The sequence below is a fragment of the Streptomyces sp. NPDC045778 genome, from assembly GCF_056431945.1.
In genome coordinates, this window is record NZ_JBWKJZ010000020.1 from 24,684 (window position 1) to 43,050 (window position 18,367).

Annotated in this window: 8 protein-coding genes; 2 read left to right on the top strand and 6 right to left on the bottom strand. The window is 68.7% G+C overall.

The features are described 5' to 3' along the window. Positions 1–89 precede the first annotated feature (89 nt). The 3 genes from AC07GB_RS24530 to AC07GB_RS24540 form a co-directional block, all read right to left on the bottom strand. Positions 90–1,256, bottom strand: a complete 1,167-nt coding sequence (locus tag AC07GB_RS24530) for an McrC family protein (protein ID WP_478848853.1) — start codon at positions 1,254–1,256, stop codon at positions 90–92. 137 nt (positions 1,257–1,393) lie between these two features. Then, positions 1,394–3,616: an McrB family protein gene (locus AC07GB_RS24535; RefSeq protein WP_478848855.1), complete on the bottom strand. Its 2,223-nt coding sequence runs from the start codon at positions 3,614–3,616 to the stop codon at positions 1,394–1,396. Positions 3,617–3,860: 244 nt separating this feature from the next. Next, positions 3,861–4,331 carry an ATP-binding protein gene (locus AC07GB_RS24540; protein WP_478848857.1) on the bottom strand — a complete coding sequence of 157 codons (471 nt, stop codon included), beginning with the start codon at positions 4,329–4,331 and terminating at the stop codon, positions 3,861–3,863. A gap of 187 nt (positions 4,332–4,518) precedes the next feature. On the opposite strand from AC07GB_RS24540, the gene AC07GB_RS24545 reads away from it, so the two are divergent. Further along, positions 4,519–5,370 carry a helix-turn-helix domain-containing protein gene (locus AC07GB_RS24545; RefSeq protein ID WP_478848859.1) on the top strand — a complete coding sequence of 284 codons (852 nt, stop codon included), beginning with the start codon at positions 4,519–4,521 and terminating at the stop codon, positions 5,368–5,370. Next, positions 5,367–5,588, top strand: a complete 222-nt coding sequence (locus AC07GB_RS24550; protein WP_478848861.1) for a DUF397 domain-containing protein — start codon at positions 5,367–5,369, stop codon at positions 5,586–5,588. Before AC07GB_RS24545 ends, AC07GB_RS24550 begins: the two co-directional genes overlap by 4 nt. A gap of 60 nt (positions 5,589–5,648) precedes the next feature. Here AC07GB_RS24550 and AC07GB_RS24555 read toward each other — a convergent pair whose 3' ends face one another. From AC07GB_RS24555 to AC07GB_RS24565, 3 genes are read right to left on the bottom strand one after another with little or no spacing between them, the layout of a single operon-like run. Further along, positions 5,649–10,061 carry an Eco57I restriction-modification methylase domain-containing protein gene (locus AC07GB_RS24555; RefSeq protein ID WP_478848863.1) on the bottom strand — a complete coding sequence of 1,471 codons (4,413 nt, stop codon included), beginning with the start codon at positions 10,059–10,061 and terminating at the stop codon, positions 5,649–5,651. Next, on the bottom strand, positions 10,058–13,081 hold the full coding sequence (locus AC07GB_RS24560; protein ID WP_478848865.1) for a helicase-related protein: 3,024 nt from the start codon (positions 13,079–13,081) through the stop codon (positions 10,058–10,060). The genes AC07GB_RS24555 and AC07GB_RS24560 overlap by 4 nt, the downstream gene beginning before the upstream one ends. Then, the gene (locus tag AC07GB_RS24565; protein WP_478848867.1) at positions 13,078–18,330 is read right to left on the bottom strand and encodes a DEAD/DEAH box helicase; all 5,253 of its coding nucleotides are present in this window, start codon (positions 18,328–18,330) and stop codon (positions 13,078–13,080) included. Before AC07GB_RS24565 ends, AC07GB_RS24560 begins: the two co-directional genes overlap by 4 nt. Positions 18,331–18,367 lie beyond the last annotated feature (37 nt).

Below are 18,367 nucleotides of genomic sequence, written 5' to 3' on the forward strand. Positions count from 1 at the left end.
CTGTGTGGTCTCCCGGAAACCTATCGGTCCGGTACGTGATCCGGAGAATCGGCGTCCGACAGTGGCGCAGATGACTCGCTGTTAGGTTCCTACAGTCCGGGGACCGATTCGTCACGATGGGGTTGCGTCATCCGCGATTCACCTGCCCGCTCAGGGCGCGCGCCATCGATCGATATCGCAAGGGCCTCGATATCGGCTGCAAGGGCACGCCAAGGACGCGCAAGGTCCACGACATGCCGCCAGATCGTCAGTCGGCTGTTCCCCACAGGCACCACTACAGTGCCCGGCCTTCCCGAGGCGTACACGAGGTGCCCCTCGGTCAGTCCGAGGCGTACGCAGTACGCCGTCATCTGGTACAGATCGTCCCGCTCGGGCCCGGTCTTGAACTTGGCGTCCAGGACGACGGCCTGGCGCAGCACTCCGTCGTTCGGTGACGGCAGGTAGTGCACGAGATCCGGCTTGAGCACGTGCCTGCGCGCGCTGTCGAGATAGAAGTTCCGGTCCTGGGGTTCGGGTCGGCCGCCGATGCGGTGGCGCAGGGCTTCGCCGACCGCGCGGGCGAGGTATGCCTCGAAGAGCCGCCACATGACCACCAGCATTCCGTCCACCGCGATCTCGCGCCCGTCGCCGAGCTCGTACGAGGCGCCACGCAGGACGAGGTCGGCGAGCACGAGCGCGTGGGCGTAGCGAGTATTGCGCCGGTTGGGTGTCCAGCGGGGCGCGGGCGCTCCGGCGGGCAGGGGGTGGACACCGTCCAGACGGGCCGTGAGTCGCTGGAGCCCCGCGCGCGCTCCGGGGTCAAGGCCGGGTACGCGCAGGAGGCGGCGGGCGGCGGCGAGGAGGAGCCGGTTCTCGGGTATGTCGGGGGTATGGTCGTCGTAGACGACTTCGAGGGGCACGGGGACCCCGGGTCTGCGGCGGAGCTGGTCGGCGTGGCGGATGCGGCCCCGGACGAACGGCAGTGTGTCGTACGTCTCCTGGTAGTCGTGGAGCACGCCGTGCGTCAGGGCGTGGTCGGCAGCGGAGACGTAGGTGTGGGCGAGGGCCGGGAGGAGATCGGGGCGCGGCTCGGCGGTGACCGGTCGGGGGTCGAAGTGGACGCGGTCCGGGGCGTACGCGATGAGATGGAGGAGGCGGTCGACGGGGACCTTAGGGGTGATGGTGAGCTGCACGGTGCCGTCGCCCGAGCCCAGACGTACGGAGCCCACCCGGTCCCTGGCCCTGAGCCGCCAGTCGCCGCCTGTCCCAGGGCGCATCCAGACAAGCTTCTCGTACTCCGCGAGCGTCTGGACCTGAGCGGGTGTGAGCTGCCACGTCGTCCAGCCGCCGCCTTCCTTCAGCGGAATGAGCCGTGCGGCGTCCCGGCAATGGAGGGGCTGAGAGAGGCGCCCGTTCACGAGCCCGTGGAATCGGTGTCGTCGTCCGTAGACGGCCGGATGCCGAGCCGGTCACGCAGGACGTCGAGTCCGTAGACCGCTTCCACGTCGGTGCCGTCGCCCCAGTGGTGCTCGGTGAGGAGCGGGATGATCTGGGTCCGCCACAGGCGGTCCAGGGCTCCGTCGCCGGCGTGGGCGAGGTCCTGCATGAAGTAGGAGGGGCCGACCCGGAAGGAGCGGTCACCGGGGCTGGTCTCCGCGAGGAGGCGGTTGACCTCCTTGAACAGACGGACGTACGAGTCGTCGTACACGGCCGGGTCCTCGCCTCGCTCCTGCGCCCGCTTGCGCAGCCACGCCTCCAGGACTCCGTCCACCGGGGCCACGCCGGGGTGCAGCTCCAGGAAGGAGAAGCGGCGGCGCATGGCCGCGTCCATGTACGCCACGGACCGGTCGACGGTGTTCATGGTGCCGAGGATGTACAGGTTGGGCGGGAGGCGGAAGCCGCGGCCGTCGTCGGAGCCGTAGAGGAGGTGGACGCGCTCGGTGCGGTACTCCAGGAGGAAGTACAGCTCACCGAAGATCTTGGCCAGATGCCCCCGGTTGATCTCGTCGATGACCAGGACGAAGACCTCGGCCGGGCGCAGCTCGGCCTCGTCGGCCAGCCTGCGCAGCGGGCCGCGGTGCAGGTCGTAGCGGAGACCTCCGTCTTTTTCACCCTTCTCGCCCTTGTCTCCCTTACTGAGGCGGGGGCGGATGCCCTCGAAGAAGTCCTCGTAGGCGTAGGCGGGGTGGAACTGGACGAGCCGTACGTTGGTGGCGCTGGAGGCGCCCGCCAGGTGCCGGGCCAGGGCCAGGGCGATGTACGTCTTCCCCGTGCCGGGCGGACCGTGGAAGATCACCTGCGGGCTCGCGCGGAGAAGTTCGACGCAGTCCTGGAGCCAGGCGGTGTCGGGCAGGTTGAGCTTGGCGGCGAGCTCGTCGGTCGCGTTGGGGAGCACTGCAGGCCCCTGCGGCACGGCGACGGTGGGGGGCATGTCGCCGATCAACGCCAGCACGGTCTCGGCGTACTCGGTGGCCTCGAAGACAGCCGAATCCGAGTCCTCGACCACTGCGGCGAGCCCGGACGGCAGGTCCTTGAAGAAGTCGAGCGGACTGTTCAGATTGCGCCACTCGACGGGCCGGTCGAGCTGCTCCGCGCTGTGGGTGACGGGGCCGCGCACGACACCGACGTAGGTGTGGTAACCGTCCGTGGACAGCACGATGTCGCCTTCGCGCATGCGGTTGAGGAAGGCGTCGAGTTCACGGGTGACGGTCTCGCGGCGGGCCGGCGCGGTGGCCGGAAGGGCGGCGTCGACAGCCCTGCGGACGCCCTCCAGGCCCCGCGCGCCCAGCGTCGGAGGCTGGAAGCCCGTGGCAAGCGTGACGGTCGCGTTCTTCCGCCAGGGTCCACGAATAAGCGGAATGCCGGTATTGGGGTCGGTGCCACGGAGGATCCAGAGCTGGCGGGGACGCTCGTCCTCGGGTGTCTCGTCCGCCAGGCCGCCGCTCCCCGCGAGCGCCAGCACCTCGTCCACGGTCAGGACGGCCTGCGGCAGCGCCCGTACGATGTCCGCGCTGCTGCGGCCCTCGTCCAGCAGGCCCTCGCTGGCGAGGAGGCCACGCCAGGTGTCCAGCTCGGACGGGAGCAGCGGGTGGCCCGCACCGGCCGCGCCACCCGGGCCGAGGGCCAAGTACCAGCCCGCGGGCCGGTCGCCGCGCAGCACGCCTGCCAGGATGTCCTCGTCCACGCCGAACGCCGCGTCGAGCTCGCCTAGGTGGACCCAGCCTCCGCTGTCCGGCAGCTTGGCCAGGATTTCCAGGACCTCCGCGTAGTTCGGCTTCCGGTTGCTCCAGGCTCGGTATCTGCGGACTGCCTGGCCGTAGAAGTCCACCGCGTCCGGATAGTCGTCCAGTGCCCGCACGCCGGAACCGGTGATCTGCCAGCGCCGGTTCCCTCGGAACAGCCAGCCCGCCTTGACCAGATTGGTCGCGCTCCGCCCGATGTACTGGTGCATCGGCGTGTTGTTCTTGTACGACGACTCCTGGACCGCCTGGTCCCAGTCGCCCTTCAGCCTCGGCTCGCGCGCGAGGACCCGTGACCATACGTCCCGGAATTCCATCCCGTCCTGGGGAGCCTCCTCCCGCAGAATGGCGGAGGCGGTGTAGAGGGCTCTGGCGACGACGGTCGTGACAGTGGGCACGGCATCCATTCTTCGCAGCGTACGGGCATGGTGGCGCCGCCCGTACCCAGGCGAAGGTGAGCGGCCCCCCAGCCGGTCGGACGATCGTCCGGAGCCGACCGGTCTCGCCGTGGCGACACGGAGTACGCCCCCCGTCAACACGGCGTGACACGCTCACCTTACCGCGTACCACTGACATATGCCCTGGCCGGTCAACCGGCCTAGCCGCGCGGGGATGTTGAGGGGCCCATCCGATGGGCGCCCATCAGCTGCCCGGGAGCAGGATCCGGCAGCTGATCTGCTTGCCGACCGGCGTAACGGTCACGCCCCACCCTGGGGCGAGCACGTCGACGAGGGCGAGACCGCACCCCGACTCCGCGTACGGGTCGTCGAGTCGCACGCCGGTCAGGCGGGGGCGGGCGTCGCGGCACGGGTCGTGCAGCCGCACCCATGCGGCGGCCGGGGCCCCGCCCCTGTCGAACGGCAGCCCCGGACCCGGCTCCAACTCCACCTCTGCGACCAGGGGAACGAAGTCGCCACAGGCCCGGACGGCGTTGCCGCACAGCTCCGAGAGGACGAGCTGCACAGCGTACGTGAGCTCGTCGTCCGCGCCGGCACCGTACAGGGTCTTCTCGGTGAGGCCACGGATGGCCTGGAGGTGGTGCGGGGTGGCGGAGAGGTGGAGGACGAAGCCGGTGGGGGTGGGGGTGGGGTACCAGCCGAGGGTGGGGGGCATGGGGGCTCCTTTCGTGCGAGGGCGCCGTGGCACCGCTGGAGCAGCTCGGCACCTTTGTCGGCGACTTGAGCGTGACCCCCAACCTTGATCGATCGCAACCTTTCTACCTGATTGGGTGACGATTTCGCTTAACCCGCCCTCGGAGACAGGCAGTTGGGCGCAGTCTTGCCCTATGCCAAACTCCCCCATGGCTCCAACAGTCCGACGGCGTCGCCTCGGAGCGACCCTGCGCAGGTTCCGCAACGAAGCAGACCTCAGCCTCGATCAGGCCGCCGAGGCGATGGGCTGGACCAGCCCGAAACTCTCGAAGATCGAAAACGCCGTCCAGGGGATCAAGCCGGGCGATCTGGCCGAACTGCTCAAGGCCTACGGAGTGACGGATCCCGACGCCTTGGCCGTACTGGAGACACTGCGCCGCGACGCCACCAAGAAGGGCTGGTGGCAGGCCTATTCGGGCATCGTGCAGCCCGCGTACGCCGACTACATCTCGCTGGAGTCGGATGCCGAGCAGGTCTGCGCCTGGTCACCGATGCTCGTCCCAGGACTGCTCCAGACGGCCGCCTACGCCCGCGAGACGATCGCCGGGATCACGACGACTCGCACGCCGGAGGAGGTGGCCGCACTCGCCGAAGTGCGCATGGCACGGCAGTCTGTACTGACGCGCCCCGGCGCTCCGCTAGAGCTGTGGGCCATCATCCATGAGGCCGCGCTGTACCAACGCTTCGCCGCCCGCCCGACCACGATGCGCGAGCAGCTGCGCAAGCTGCTCGACACCTCCGAACTCCCCAACGTGACCGTCCAGGTCATGCCGCTGAACTCCACAGCGCACCCGGGGCTGGAGGGAGGGTTCAGCCTCACCAAGTTCAGGCCACCGCTGCCGAACGTCGTCCTGTTGGAGAACGCCGGAAGCGCGACATACGTTGAGGGGGAAGACGCGGCACCCTTCGAGAGAGCGTACGAGCGCATCCGGGCCACGGCGCTCTCGGTGGAGGACTCGTTGGTCCGCATCACCGAGTTGGAAGAAGGCCTGAGACAGTGACCGACCGCAAGACCGACCTGTACGCCCTAGACCTTGCGGACACCGATTGGCGCAAGTCGTCCGCAAGCGGCGCGGAGAACGACTGCGTCGAGATCGCCGAACTGCCCGGCGGCGGGCGGGCCGTACGCGACTCCAAGAACCCTGAGCGGGAGCCCCTGAGGTTCACGGCAGCAGAGTGGGCGGCGTTTCGGGCCGGAGTCATAGCCGGGGAGCTCTGACGAACAACGGACCGGGCGGGCTCGGGAGTCGATCCCGAGCCCGCCCTGCCCTCCTGAGGCTCAGCTCTTCTCGTCCTCGCCAAACATGTTGAGCAGGTCGAGTTGTATGTCGACGCCGTCGACCTCGTCCAGGCCGAAGAGACCGCCGGTCAGCTGGTCGGGGGCCGACTTGCCGCGACGCTTCTTCTTGGCCGGTGTCATCGGGCGGTGCGGCGGACCTCCGGACGGCCGGGCGCGGGTGAGCGGGCTCGTGCCCGGGGGATGGCGGTCGCCCTGCGCGGGGGGCGGGGTGAGGGAGGGGTGCGTGAACGGCCGCCCCTCCGCCATCGCCTCGTAGACGCGGACGATCTCGTTCCGGGTGTCCTCGAACAGTGTCGGCTGCTTGTTCCGGAACGCCCGGAAGCTGTCCAGGACCAGGTCCACGTCCGCTCGCTCGATCCCGTAGAGGTGGAAGTACGCGGCGTCCAGCTCGGCGCGGATCAGGAAGCGGCGCTCCTCGTTCCAGACGAAGGGCGGGCCGTCGTCGCCGAGGCACTTCGCCCAGGGGGCCATCTCATAGGAGGTGTAGGTGAGTTCGAGGACTCGCGGACGGATCCAGTCGGCGAGGGGGGCGCCTTGGGTCCAAGGGGTGGATAGGTCGTACGCGGCGGGAGGCAGGATCGGGAGCTGCTCCATGTAGGTGTACGTCAGGTGCGCTCCTTGCATCTTCTGACGAGCCGCGAAGTCCAGAGAGAAGGTAGAGAGGTTCGCCAGCAGGGCGTACAACGGCTGATCCACGTTCATAGGCATCAGCACAGGCTCAGTGTGGCCGACCGCCGTTCGCGGCATGACAGACGCGATAACCGTTCGCTCATCAACCGCTCGGCAGACATCCCGCCAACCGATGAGCCATCCATGAGGCCACGCCTTGCGCGGAATGGACCTGTCCTCAGCCAGCCGGTCCTCGGTCTCGTCCTCCGCCACCCAATGGCGAGGGAGAGGAACGGCATGCGGGTCCTGGTGCTGTTCCGTGCCGAGCCTGGGCAAGGTGCCCTTGTTGATCTGAGCCTCGGTGGCGTTCTCGTACGTAGCGAAGCGACTGTCGAACTGGTGCAGGAACTTCCCCTCGTACAGGGGCAGGTACCGCACACCGTCGTTCACGATGACAGTGCCTTCACGCTTCCCGCCATGGGCCACGAGCGTGTCCGCCGACTGGAAGCGCTTCGACGCTGTCGCCATGTCGAACATGCGCATGAAGGGTGCCTGGCCAAGCTTCCAAGGGTCCGCCGGACCGCCACTGACACGGCGCCGGAGTAGCGGCTTGTCGTGGAGTTTCTCCAGCACCTTCAAGTGTTCCCGACTCTCACAAACCGGAGCCGTCCGCGTGTTGGGGTTGATCCGCGCAAACCCGTCTTCGTCCAACGTGAACTCTCGCAGATCCAATTGGTCCGGGCGGCGCGCTCGAAACGCAAGTCGCACCTCCGGGTACTGCTCGGCAAGCTCACGGCCAGCCATGGTGAACAGACTGAAGCGGTACTGATTGTGAACCGCCCGAAACAGCTTCTCCTCATTCTCAAGATCCAGCACAGCAACCATCTGCCGCTGCTCAACCAAATCCGCAAAGAACGGCGCCGTCGTCTTATCCGTAGCGATCCCAGTAGGCAGAACCAGCCCCGCCATCCCCTCCGGCCCAATCAGCTGCCGCGCCTTCTCCGCGAACACCGCGTACGTGTTCACGTCACCGAAGCCGGTCTTCGGAAACAGGCCCGACTTCCGGTACATGGCGACCTGACCCTTGGACTCCCGCTGAGCGAACTGGTACTCCGCGTAGAGCGCGCGGTCGCCCTCGTTGGGGCGGCCCTGCTCGTCCACGCTGGTGGCCAGGGCCTCGATCATCCGGTCACGGATACTGGCCGTGGCCGCAGCGGCAATGTCCTCGTCACGCGCCGCGAACCACTCCTTCTTCTGGATCTTGACCCGTTCCCACGGCGGGTTGCCAAGGACCGCGTCGAAGCCCCCCTGCCAGCCCGTGTCCGGGTTGGCGTCGGGAGCCTCCGGGTCCTCCACGCGGAAGACACGGGGAAACTCCAGGTGCCAATGGAAGAACTGGTTGCGACGGACGATGTCCGCGAGAATGCGCTCGGCGTCCTCAGAGTCCAGGGGCCTGCCTGCCTCAACGTCCCGCAACACGTTCGTCGTGATCGCCGCCGGCGCGTCATCGCGCTTGGACCACAGGAAGGCCGCACACCAGACGTCCGCGACCCGCTTCATGCGTTTCAGCTCAGGGCGCTTCTCGAACTCCCGGTGCATCTTGGCGTGTTCGCGCACCTCGGCGAGGCTGTGGTCGGCCGCCTTGGCGAGCTTCTCGGCCTCCATACGGACCGACACCGTGCTCTGGCGGACCACCGGGGCCCGGCCCAGCTCGATGGCCTGCTGGCGACCGCGCTCCTTCTCGTTCTGCTTGCGCAGTGAGGTGACGATCGCCTGCTGGTCGCCCTCCAGCTTCTCGAACGCCCCGTCCGGGATGCCCTTCTCCAGTGCGGCCGGGGTTGCTCCCAGGAGGGCGTTGCCCACCTTGATGCGGTCGTCCAGGTAGGCCAAGGGCTCACCGGGGGTCAGCGACTCCAGCCACAAGGACACCTTGGCGAGCTCGGCGGCGAGGGGGTTGATGTCGACACCGTGGACACACTTGCGTACGACCTTCGCCATCGCGGCGCGGACGTGCTCCGGGGCCGGGTGGTCCTCGTCGTGCACCATCCGCGCGTACCTCAGCGCGATGCGCCGGGCCGCCGCCACCAGGACATGCCCCGAGCCACAGGAGGGGTCGACGAAGTTGATACGCAGCAGATGGTCCGGAATGCCTGACGCCTCATAGCGCTTTATGACGGGGTCCAGCGCGTTGTCCAGCAGCTTCTCGATCAGGGACACCGGGGTGTAGTACGAGCCGGTCAGCTTGCGCTTGTTGCCCGCGACGAGGTCCTTGAGCTCGAAGACCTCGTTGCCCGCCTCCCGCGTCGGGACGAGCTCAAGGAGCGACTCGTACACGCTGCCCAGTTCCTCCGCGCCCAGGTGACGGTAGTCGACCCGGGTGACGTGCCCCTTGTCCTTGATGCGGGACAACAGCCGCACAGCCTCAAGGAGCTGCTCGTTGGGCAGCTTCGCCGCGCGCAGCGGCTCGGGGCCACCCGGCAGGAGAGTGGTCGGCGCGTCCTGGTCGATCTCGTTCGGCTCGGGGACGTAGTAGAGGCCGCCCAACCCGGGCAGCGCAAGGGCGGGCTCACCGCCGTCGCGGCCCAGCGCGTCGAGCACGCGCACGAGGCCCTGCCACAGGTCGGTGTGGTGGTCGCCCTTGCGCCGCGAGGCGATGCGGCGCAGGCGGGCGGCCGAGAAGTACTGGGTGTAACGGTCACGAGCCGCTTTGTTGGCCTGCTTCTCGGCTTTCGTGGCCTTGACAGGGAGACGTACGAGAAGGGCGTCGCGGTCCTCGGCCACGAAGAGGAAGATCAACTGGTAGGCGAGGCGCAGGAGTTCGTGGTGGAAGTCGTCGAGGGCCCGGCGGCCACCGGCGGTGATCGCGTCGGACAGGGAGGGATTGTGCTGGAGGAAGCCGGTGCCGAGCACTCCCAGGGCCTTCTTCACCTGGTCGCGCAGCAGGTTGCGGGACCGGATGCCCGTCTCGATCGCGTAGTCGCGCCACCACTCCAGACGGCAGTCCACCGGAGTGAGCGGGATGTCGTCGGGCGCCGTGTAGTCGTCGACCTCCTCCCCTGCTTCGTCCTCGTCCTCCTCGGCGACCGCCGCCCCTCGCCGCGTCTTCTCCGGCTTGGGCACCAGCTCAAGGCGGGACGCGTGCAGCAGCGCGTACATCAGCAGGAAGTCGGAGAAGTTACCGCCTCCGAAGATCGCCTCAAGGTCGAACTCGACGTACGCCGAGCCGACGAGCGCCGTCGAGTCACGCAGCAGGCGGAGCAGCCTGCCGTTCGAGAGGATGCCCCACAGGTGGTCGGGGGAGGCGTTCAGCAACTCCTGCATCATCGGCTGCGGCGCCCGGGAGCTGCCAGCCGACAAGCGGTCCAGCGGGGTCGTCCAGCCGAGCAGGTGCACGGGCAGGTGGTCCTGCCATTGGTGGCTGACCTTGTAGGGGTCGCGGCCGGGTACCTGGATGCCGCCCCGGGCGGGGGCGAGACGGCCGTAGCCCAGTTCCTCCAGAAGCGTGAGGAGCCAGACCTGAGTCGCCTTGCGCGGATCCGCCTTCCCCTCCAGCTCCTTCAGTTCCTCCTGGAACGCGCTGTACGCCGCCCGCAGCCCGTTCCACTTGCGGCTGGCAGCGTCCTCGATGCGTACACCCCGTCCGAGGCCGTAATCCGCGGGCGCGCTGCCGGGCAGTTCACGGTCGCCCGAGCGGATCTTGGTGAGGAGATCCGCGGAGAGGAGACCACCCTCGACACGAACAGCTGCGGAGGCGGGGAGGCGGTCGGGGGCGAGGGCGGTCACCGGGCTCCTCCGGAGGCGGGCTGCTGGGCAGCCGGGACATTCAGGTACACGTACACACCGAGCAGGTCGGGGTCGCCGGACGGCTGGACGTCGATACGCCGTGCGGCGGCGGCGCCTCGCTCCCGGCCGCGCTGGCCGGCGGCCTCGCGGACCCGCTGGTGGGCGTCGCGCAGACGCTCGGCGAGGAGCCGCCCCCGGTCCGTGAGGTGGCTGCGGATCGTCTCGTCGTCCAGCTCCGCGGTCGCGCGGGCCGCCTGCTGGTCACGCAGCGCGGGCAGGGTGTTGACGTCGGGGGTGGCGGCGAGCAGGGCGGCGGTCTCCTCGTCCGAGAGCCAGACGCGGCCGCCGTCGTCGGCGGTGCGCCAGGCGAGGATCTGGGCGTCGTCGGCGATCAGGACACGCGACTTGTCGCCGGACGTACGGGGAGGCAGTTCGAGGCGGAAGCGGTAGCGGGCGAGCAACAGCACCGTGCGACGGTCCACGGCGGTGGTGCGGATCACACCGAGGCGCCGGGCCGGGCGTGCTTCGGGCGGCAGGCTGGTGTCGACAGCCGCGTCGAGGAGGTAGCGGGCCAGGGTGCGTACGGCGGGATCGGTGCGGAAGAGGGCGTGCTCGCCGCGGGCGACAGGGAGGTCCTCGCGGAAGACCAGTTCGCGAGCCGCTGCGCGGGAGCGGCCTCGAGGCTTCGCCTTGGGCGCTCCTCCGGGCGCCGTGGTCTGGTCGATGTCCTCGTAGAACCCGAGGGCGTGGCGCAGACCTGTCGGAAGCGGATCGACGGGGGCCTTGAAGCCGCGGTCGCGGGCGTCGCCGGTCGGCTGGGCGCCCAGCTGGGCCAAGGCCTCGCGGGCGAACGCGGCGATGTCCCCAGGCTCGCCGAGTGCCTGCCGCAGCGCGGCGAGTTCGGCCTCCACCTCTTCGGGGCGCAGGCCGGAATGGGCGAACTTGGTGAGCACCTTCGACTCGCGTTCGGCAGCCGACTCCCACTCCTTGTGAAGAGCTTCGCGTGCGCGGCCGAAATCCGGGTCGCCCTCGAAGTCGAAGGCGATCTGGCCCTCACTCTGCTTGCCTCGTAGCAGCAGGGCGTTGGCGAGGGCTTCGAGGACGCCCTGTCCCTGGTCGGGAACCAGGACGGCCACGCCGGTCTGGTCGGCGATGTCCTTGTGCTTCTGGATGAGAACCTTCAGGACGAGGCCGTCGATGCCGGTGTCCGTGTCATAGACGGTGATCTCGCGGACGCGGCGGCGCTTCTGCCCGAACCGGTCGACGCGGCCGGCGCGCTGAAGGTGGCGGGTCGGGTTCCAGGACAGGTCGTAGTGGATGACAGCGTGGAAGTGGTCCTGGAGGTTGATGCCCTCGGAGAGGCAGTCAGTGGCGACCAGGATGTGGCGGCCGCGCCGAGCGGTGAGTTCGTCGACGCGAGCCCGGCGAGCGTCCGGGTGGAGGGCGCCCGTGACCGCCTCCACGCTGGCGCTGCGCCCCAACTCCTCCTTGAGGTGATGGGCGACGTACTCGGCGGTGGGGATGTAGTGGCAGAAGACGATCGGGTCATAGCCGTCGGCCAGCTGCCGCTTGACCCGATCGACGAGGAGACGCAGCTTGGCGTCGGTCTCGGGGCCCGCGAGGGCCTCCGCCCGGTCCGCGAAGGCGGTGAGAGCTTTGACCTCGTCAGCGCGCCCCGTCGTGGACTTCGCGAGCTCGTCGAGGTCCGCCGGGAGAGCCCCGGGCACCAGGTCCACGCCTTCCGTGGTCTCCTCATCGGTGAGTTCAAGAGCGGCGGCCCGGGCCAGTTTCTCGGCCTCGGCCCGGCTGAGACCGGCGGCGATCAATGATCGGGAGCGCAGGGTCGCGACGGCCGCGGCGGGCGACGACAGGACACAGCGCAGCAGAGTGAGCGCCGTCCACCAGGACATGTGCGGGCGCTCGCCACCGACCTGCGCGCGCGTGAAGGCGAGGACATCGGCGACGAAACGGGCGTAGTCCGGGTCCAGCCGGTAGAGGGCGTCCTGAGTGTCGCGGTCCTCGGGAAAGGGCGTCTCCTCGATCAGTCGGTCCCTCAACATGTAGCGCTTCAGATCGTGGCGTCGGCGCTGCACGAAATGCCGGGCCAGCTTGTCGCGGTCGACGGATCGGGTGGTGTCCAGCGTGCTCAGGGAGGGGTCGAGCAGGCCGGTGAGCTTGGAGAAGGCCTGGGGGTCGCCGCTGTGAGGGGTGGCGGTGACCAAGATGAGGTGACGGTCACGACCGGCTGGATCGCTCCGGTCGGCAACAGCCGAAAGCAGCTCGTACCGTTTCTGCTGCTCGTTGCCCCCCGTGCCCACGCAAGTGTGCGCCTCGTCCACGATGAGCAGATCGGGGCAGTGGCGGCGGAACGCGTCGCGGCGCTCGTCCTGCTTGATGAAGTCGGTCGAGACGACCGTGACCCGATAGTGGTCGAAGATGGACCGCTTGGAATCGCCGACCGCGTTCTGCAAGCGCCCGGCCGTGGACGGCAGCACTAGTTCGGCGTCCATGCCGAACTTGTCGCGCAACTCGCGCTGCCACTGCTCAGCGAGGGCGGGCGAGCACAACACAGCCATGTTCCTGGCAGAGCCCTGCTCCATGAGCTCTCGCGCGATCAACGCGGACTCGACGGTCTTGCCGATACCGACGTCGTCACCGATCAGGAGGCGCACGGGGTCCATGCGCAGCGCCATCATCAACGGCACCAGCTGATATTGGCGGGGCTGTACGGCGACACCTGCCAGGGAGCGGAAAGGACCCGCGCCCGCCGTGGAGGCGATACGCAAGGCGGTACGCAGCAGTGAGGCGGAGGCGAAGTCGCCGGCCTCGCCGGGCACGGGCTGCGGGCGGCCGAAGCCCGGCTCGCCGATCTCGTCCGGGAACAGAGCGGCGACGAACTCCCGGTCGCCGTCCAGAGGTTGAGCGATGACCACGTCCTCAGTGGTGTCGGGCAGGACGACCCAGTCGCGGTTCCGGGCACGGACAAGGGTGCCGGGGGCGTGGCCGGTGGCGGTCGTCATCGGGCCCCTCCTCGGTGATCACGGCCCATTCCGAAGACGTCCGGGTATGCGCGCACGGTGTCCTTCCAGTCGGGTTCGGCTCCGGCCCTGATCACGAGCCAGCCGTCGTCCATCATCCGATACTCGTCCTGTTCGGTGAGACGGCGGGCACCGTCGTACTCCAGGTACACGGCGACATCGCCGCCGGGGAGGTGGTACACGACGTCGGCGACGTCGGTCGCCGTCTCGTCGGGGAGACGGTGCCCGTCATCGGCCAGGAGCCGCAGGAACGACTCGACCGGCGTGTCCGGTGCGGTCCGCTCTTGAGCCTCCCGAAGCCGAGCGGCGGACGCGACCGATGCCTGCGACGCACGGGAACCGCCTTGGGTACGCGCCTTGGCCAGCGCCACCAGCAGCGGGGCGGCGCGGTGTCGGTCGATCCGCTTGTGGAATCCCTGGTTGGCGTACGAGAGCAGACAGTCGTAGCAGCCGAGCTCGCAGCGCTCGGGCGCGCCCTCCGCCCGGTCGAGGTCCTTGCCGTCCTCGTCGTAGTGGATGATCCGCAGAGCTTCCTTCGCCACGTCGGCGAGGGCTTCCTCCTCGTCGTGCAGCCGACGCAGCACACCCGCGCCACCCTCCGCGCTCTCGACGAAGAGCATCCGGCCGCGTCGGTCGGCATCCGGCAGGTCCTGGCTCTCCAGCTCGGAGTCCTCCAGCTGGAAACATGCCTCGATGCCACGCTCCAGGGCATAGCGCAGGGAGATCGCGGTGCTCTCGTTCACCTCGTCGGCGAACCTCAGCACCGCGATGTTCTTGGTGTCCTGGGCGTAAGGGATTACCTGCAACGTGCGCTGCGCCTGGTCGAAGGAGGCCAGCGACTCCTCCTCCACCGATTCCTCCTGCATCCGGGCCGCCCGGCCCTCCGAGAGCCACTTGCCGCTGATCGGGTCCAGCCAGAAGCCGAAGCCCGAGCCGTCCTCGCCGTCGCGCTTGCGGTAGCCGAGGTTGAGGACGCGCACGCTCGCCGAGTCCCCGTAGGAGACCTCGGCCAGCGGCGTCCCGTCGGCTCCGCGTACCTCGGCCTCGTGCGCACCGCCGGGGGCGTAGCGGTAGACGGTCCGCAGGCGGAAGCCGCGCTTGAGGCGCTCCTCCTCGTCCGAGGAGATCCGGCGGCGCGGTTCGGCATGGACCTGGGTGAGCTGCATCAGCTTCGGCAGGGTGCGGTGCAGCGGGACGTGGCAGTTCTCGCAGCGGTCGGCGCCCTCGGCCCGATCGTGCCAGTAGCCGCAGGCCTCGCAGAGCCGTATGTCGCTGGTCGCCACCTGCCCCGGACGGTCGCCCATCGGCACCGTCACCCGGTCGATGGCGTAGCGGTTGCCCTCGTGGTAGATGAGCGCGCCCGGCCCGAACTCACCGATCGCGATGAAGCGGGGGCGCTGGATATACGCGCCATTGCGCTGCCCGTATTTGCTGGCCGCGCGCTCGCCGGGTACGTAGGCGGCGAGCGGCAGCCGGGGGAAGGAGTAGCCGGGCAGGAAGCCTTCGGAGGCGAAGTAGCGGTAGGTATAGAAGTCGCTGTACGAATCGCTGTCGGCCTCGTTGCGCAACAGCTTGAGCTGGTTCTCGGCATCGGCACGGCGTCGGGCCGCCTCATCGCGGTCCCGGCGGCTGAGCGAGAGGTCGTTGGCGCGGCGGTGCTGCTGCTCGACCTCGGTGCGGGCGGTGCGGTAGAGACGGCGCCAGCGCTCGCAGGCGGTGTCCAGGCTGCTCATTGCCTGCCGTACCGTGCGTTCGATCCAGCCGTCATACCACCAGGAGGCGCCGGACAGCTCGTGGTGAAGAGGGGTGAGGATCTCGGTGGCTCGGTTGATCGCACGCAGCCGGGCGGGCTCGCTGTCCAGCGCGCCGCGCAGTCGCGGCAGCAGATCAAGGGGCCAGTGACCATCCTCCCCCGGTGTCTCGGCGTCCAGGACGTCGGTGAGACGCGTGCCCAGGTGCTCGCCCGTCTCGGCCAGCCAGATGGAGTGCACGTGGGAGCGGATCAGCTCCTCGTTGGCGAGGTCGAGGCGGGGCGGGGTGACGCTGCCGGAGACCATGAGGCTCGGGCGGCGGAAGTAGTACTGATCGTGCGAGGAACCCGTGGAGCAGTACGTGGTGACCAGCGCGGGCTGGCCACCGCGGCCCGCACGGCCGGAGCGCTGCGCGTAGTTGGCGGGGGTGGGCGGGACATTGCGCATGCCGACCGCGTTCAGCTGGTCGATGTCGACGCCGAGTTCCATCGTGGGCGAGCAGTAGAGGACCTCCAGGTTCCCCTCACGGAACGCCTTCTCGCGCAGGAGGCGGATCTGGGTATCGACCTGTGCGGTGTGCTCGTGCGCCCGGATGCCCGTGAGGCCGGAGGCTCCGTCCCGGTAAAGGTCGCGGAAGTACGGGTTGACGCGGACGTCCGCGCCCGCGTCGGTCACCTTGCGCACCGGGTCGGGTTCGGGTCGCGTGCCATCGCCGGGGAGCCAGCGCAAGGCGGAAGCACGGATCTGATGGCTGAGGGAGCCGTCGCGGTCCTCCTGAACGACGGCGAGCAGGCCACACTCACGCAGCACACGCATCAGGTCCCGGATCACCGCATCGGCGTCGGCCACCGGGATGCGCTTACCGGCCCATCCGGGCAGGGCAGCGAACTGACCAGTGCGCCGCAAGTAACGGCCGTAGCCGCCGCGACCACTGAGATACACGTCCTCAGGTGCCGCCCCGGGTCGCCCCGGCCCCGCGTACGCGAGGCCCGCGCGGACGCGCGGTTCACGCTGGGACAGGGCCCACGGGGTGACGAGATGCGCCTGGCTGACGCTGTCGAGCCGGTCGAAGCCCTCCTGCGTGAGGCACTCCACCTCGACGGCGAGAGAGCGGCGCAGTTCGTCGAGCAAGACGCGAGCCAACTGTTCGCGGTGAGCTGATGTGTCGCCGAAAAGCAGGGCGTGGCAGCCTTCCCAGCACTCAGGGTCAGCGGCGATCTCGGCCAGGTCGGTGTACTCGAAGCGCAGCAGACCGGTCTGGGACAGATTGGGCATGGTGACACGCCAGCCGCGTACCAGGTCGGAGTAGACGCGGTAAGCAAGCACATCGCGCAGCGCGGAGTGAGCCAAGTCCCGCTGATGGAACTTGGCGGTCGGCACCTTGGCGTACGCCGCCATCGGCAGGTCCAGGGCATCGAACACCGCCTGGGGCAAGCGGTCATAAGTAAGTCCCACCTCCCCGGCCACGGTCAAGGCACGGTACAGGGCGCCGCGAACCTGGGTGACAAGGGCGAAGTCGTTGAAATGACCGGCCTGGAGGCTGGCGTCCTGTCGATTGTCGACGAAGGTGAGGAGCTTGCGCGCCTTCTTCTTCAGGTCTAGCTGCGCGCGTAGAGAGCGCACCACCCGGGAGCTGATCAGTGAGACGGCGGAGCTGCGGCCCTCTGCGGAGAAGGTGCCCAGTTTGGCCAAGTCCCTCAGCCGCAGCTGCTCGTACGAGGTGCGGCAGTGTAGGCAGAAGCGAAAGGGAGCGGCGATCCACCAGGCACGCAGGCCGGTGCCAGGCTCGGTGATGTGGCCGTCGGGGCCGATCCACACTTCCTGAGGCAGGTCTCCGGCCCGGGCCTTGATGATCGACGACTGGCCTTCGTCGTCCGTCTCGACCCAGCTGACCGGCAGTCGCCGGAGTACCTTCTCTTGGTCCTGGGCGTCGGGCCAGGGCAGATCGTCGCTGACATACAGGAAGCCATCGCCTTCGGCGGTCGGCGCGTCAGGATCCTCACGGGCCTCGAAGGCGTCGCCGTCGTGCCTGGCGGGGCGGGTGACCACCAGATACTCCTTGCCGCAATCACGGCAGAAGTGCAGCGGCACGAGCGGCTTGTCCGGATGGTCAGGGACGGAGACCTGGTACTGGCTGGTCAGATGACGGCGGCCGGGCGGCTCGAAGCTGACGTAAACGGTGTCGCCCTTGGACAGGAACTGATGCAGGCGAAAGGCGAACAGGGGCCTGTGGTGCTCCGGGTGCTTGACCTCCGCTCCGGCTCGCAGCATCGCCATGATGGCCTGGTGGCAGGTCTCGGCGGGCTCACCGCTGTAGTCGGCCAGGAGGTCGGCGGCCTGGGGAATCGTGAGAGGCGGGCGCCGGACGAGCTTCCCACTGGACTGCTCGATAGCCAGTCCCACGGTGTCCTCGACCCAGACAGCAAGGGGGTCTCGGCTAAGGGCGTCATAATCCGCCGGCAGATCGGCAGGGGACGCGGCGGCTCGGAGAACGGCGGCGGCGAGGGGACCACGGGGATGGACTCCGGGCGCCGCATGGGGGCCAGGGTCGGTGGAACGCTCCAGAGTCTCGCCAATGACATGGGGTGTCGGGATCCTCGTCCCAAACAGACGCGTGGCGACGCCGGAGATCTCCTCCTGCGCTTCGGCGAAGGTCCTGGCCGTGGCCATCGTCGCCGACGTGCCGATGCACTGAAGGTCCGGTGCCTCGCAGGCGTCCCGCAGTCGGCGCACGAGAAGGGCAACGTCGGCGCCCTGGCGCCCGCGGTAGGTATGCAGCTCATCGAGGGCGAGGAAACGCAGGCCCCGGGCCGCACCGATCAGCTCTTTCCGCTCCTCGGGGCGAGTGAGGAGGTACTCCAGCATGACGTAGTTGGTGAGCAGAATATCCGGTTTATTCCGAAGTACCTGCAGCTTCCGCTCGGTGTCCTCCTGCCCGGTGTAGCGGGCGAAAGTCACCTTGCGGCGGCTCTCCGGAACACCCCACTGGAGATAACGCTCCAGCTCGTGGAGCTGACTGTTGGCCAAGGCGTTCATGGGGTAGACGACGATCGCCGAGATACCACCGGGGTTCGGGTGACGCAGCACGTGGTTCACGATCGGCACGATGTAGGTCAGGCTCTTACCGGAGCCCGTACCGGTAGTCGTCACATAAGAGTGGCCGCCAGCCGCGAGCGTGATGGCCTCCAGCTGATGCTGGTGGAGAGTGAGGGTGCGAGTGCCCGGGTCGTCCTCGTGCTCCTTGGGACGGAAATAGTCCCGGCACAAGTCGTGGAGGGTGCCGGCCGCGCACAGGTCCGCCACAGTGCCAGCACGGCGGAACGTGGGATTGAGAGCGAGCTTGGGGTCAGGCCAGCGGGTCTTGCGCTTCCGTTCCTCGGCGAGGTGCTGGGCGATCTCCGAGTCCCGCACGGCGACGAGGGAGCTCGTGAATGCCTCGTACTCCTCGATGAGGTCATGATGGACACCGAAGACGTCCATGTTCAGCTGGCCCCCTTGCGGTCCACTCGCTCAAACA

Bases quoted from the DNA above. Each gene is read 5' to 3' on its own strand.
- AC07GB_RS24560 (WP_478848865.1), bottom strand. From the start codon at position 13,081: ATGACGACCGCCACCGGCCACGCCCCCGGCACCCTTGTCCGTGCCCGG.
- AC07GB_RS24565 (WP_478848867.1), bottom strand. From the start codon at position 18,330: ATGGACGTCTTCGGTGTCCATCATGACCTCATCGAGGAGTACGAGGCA.
- AC07GB_RS24545 (WP_478848859.1), top strand. From the start codon at position 4,519: ATGGCTCCAACAGTCCGACGGCGTCGCCTCGGAGCGACCCTGCGCAGG.
- AC07GB_RS24530 (WP_478848853.1), bottom strand. From the start codon at position 1,256: ATGCGCCCTGGGACAGGCGGCGACTGGCGGCTCAGGGCCAGGGACCGG.
- AC07GB_RS24540 (WP_478848857.1), bottom strand. From the start codon at position 4,331: ATGCCCCCCACCCTCGGCTGGTACCCCACCCCCACCCCCACCGGCTTC.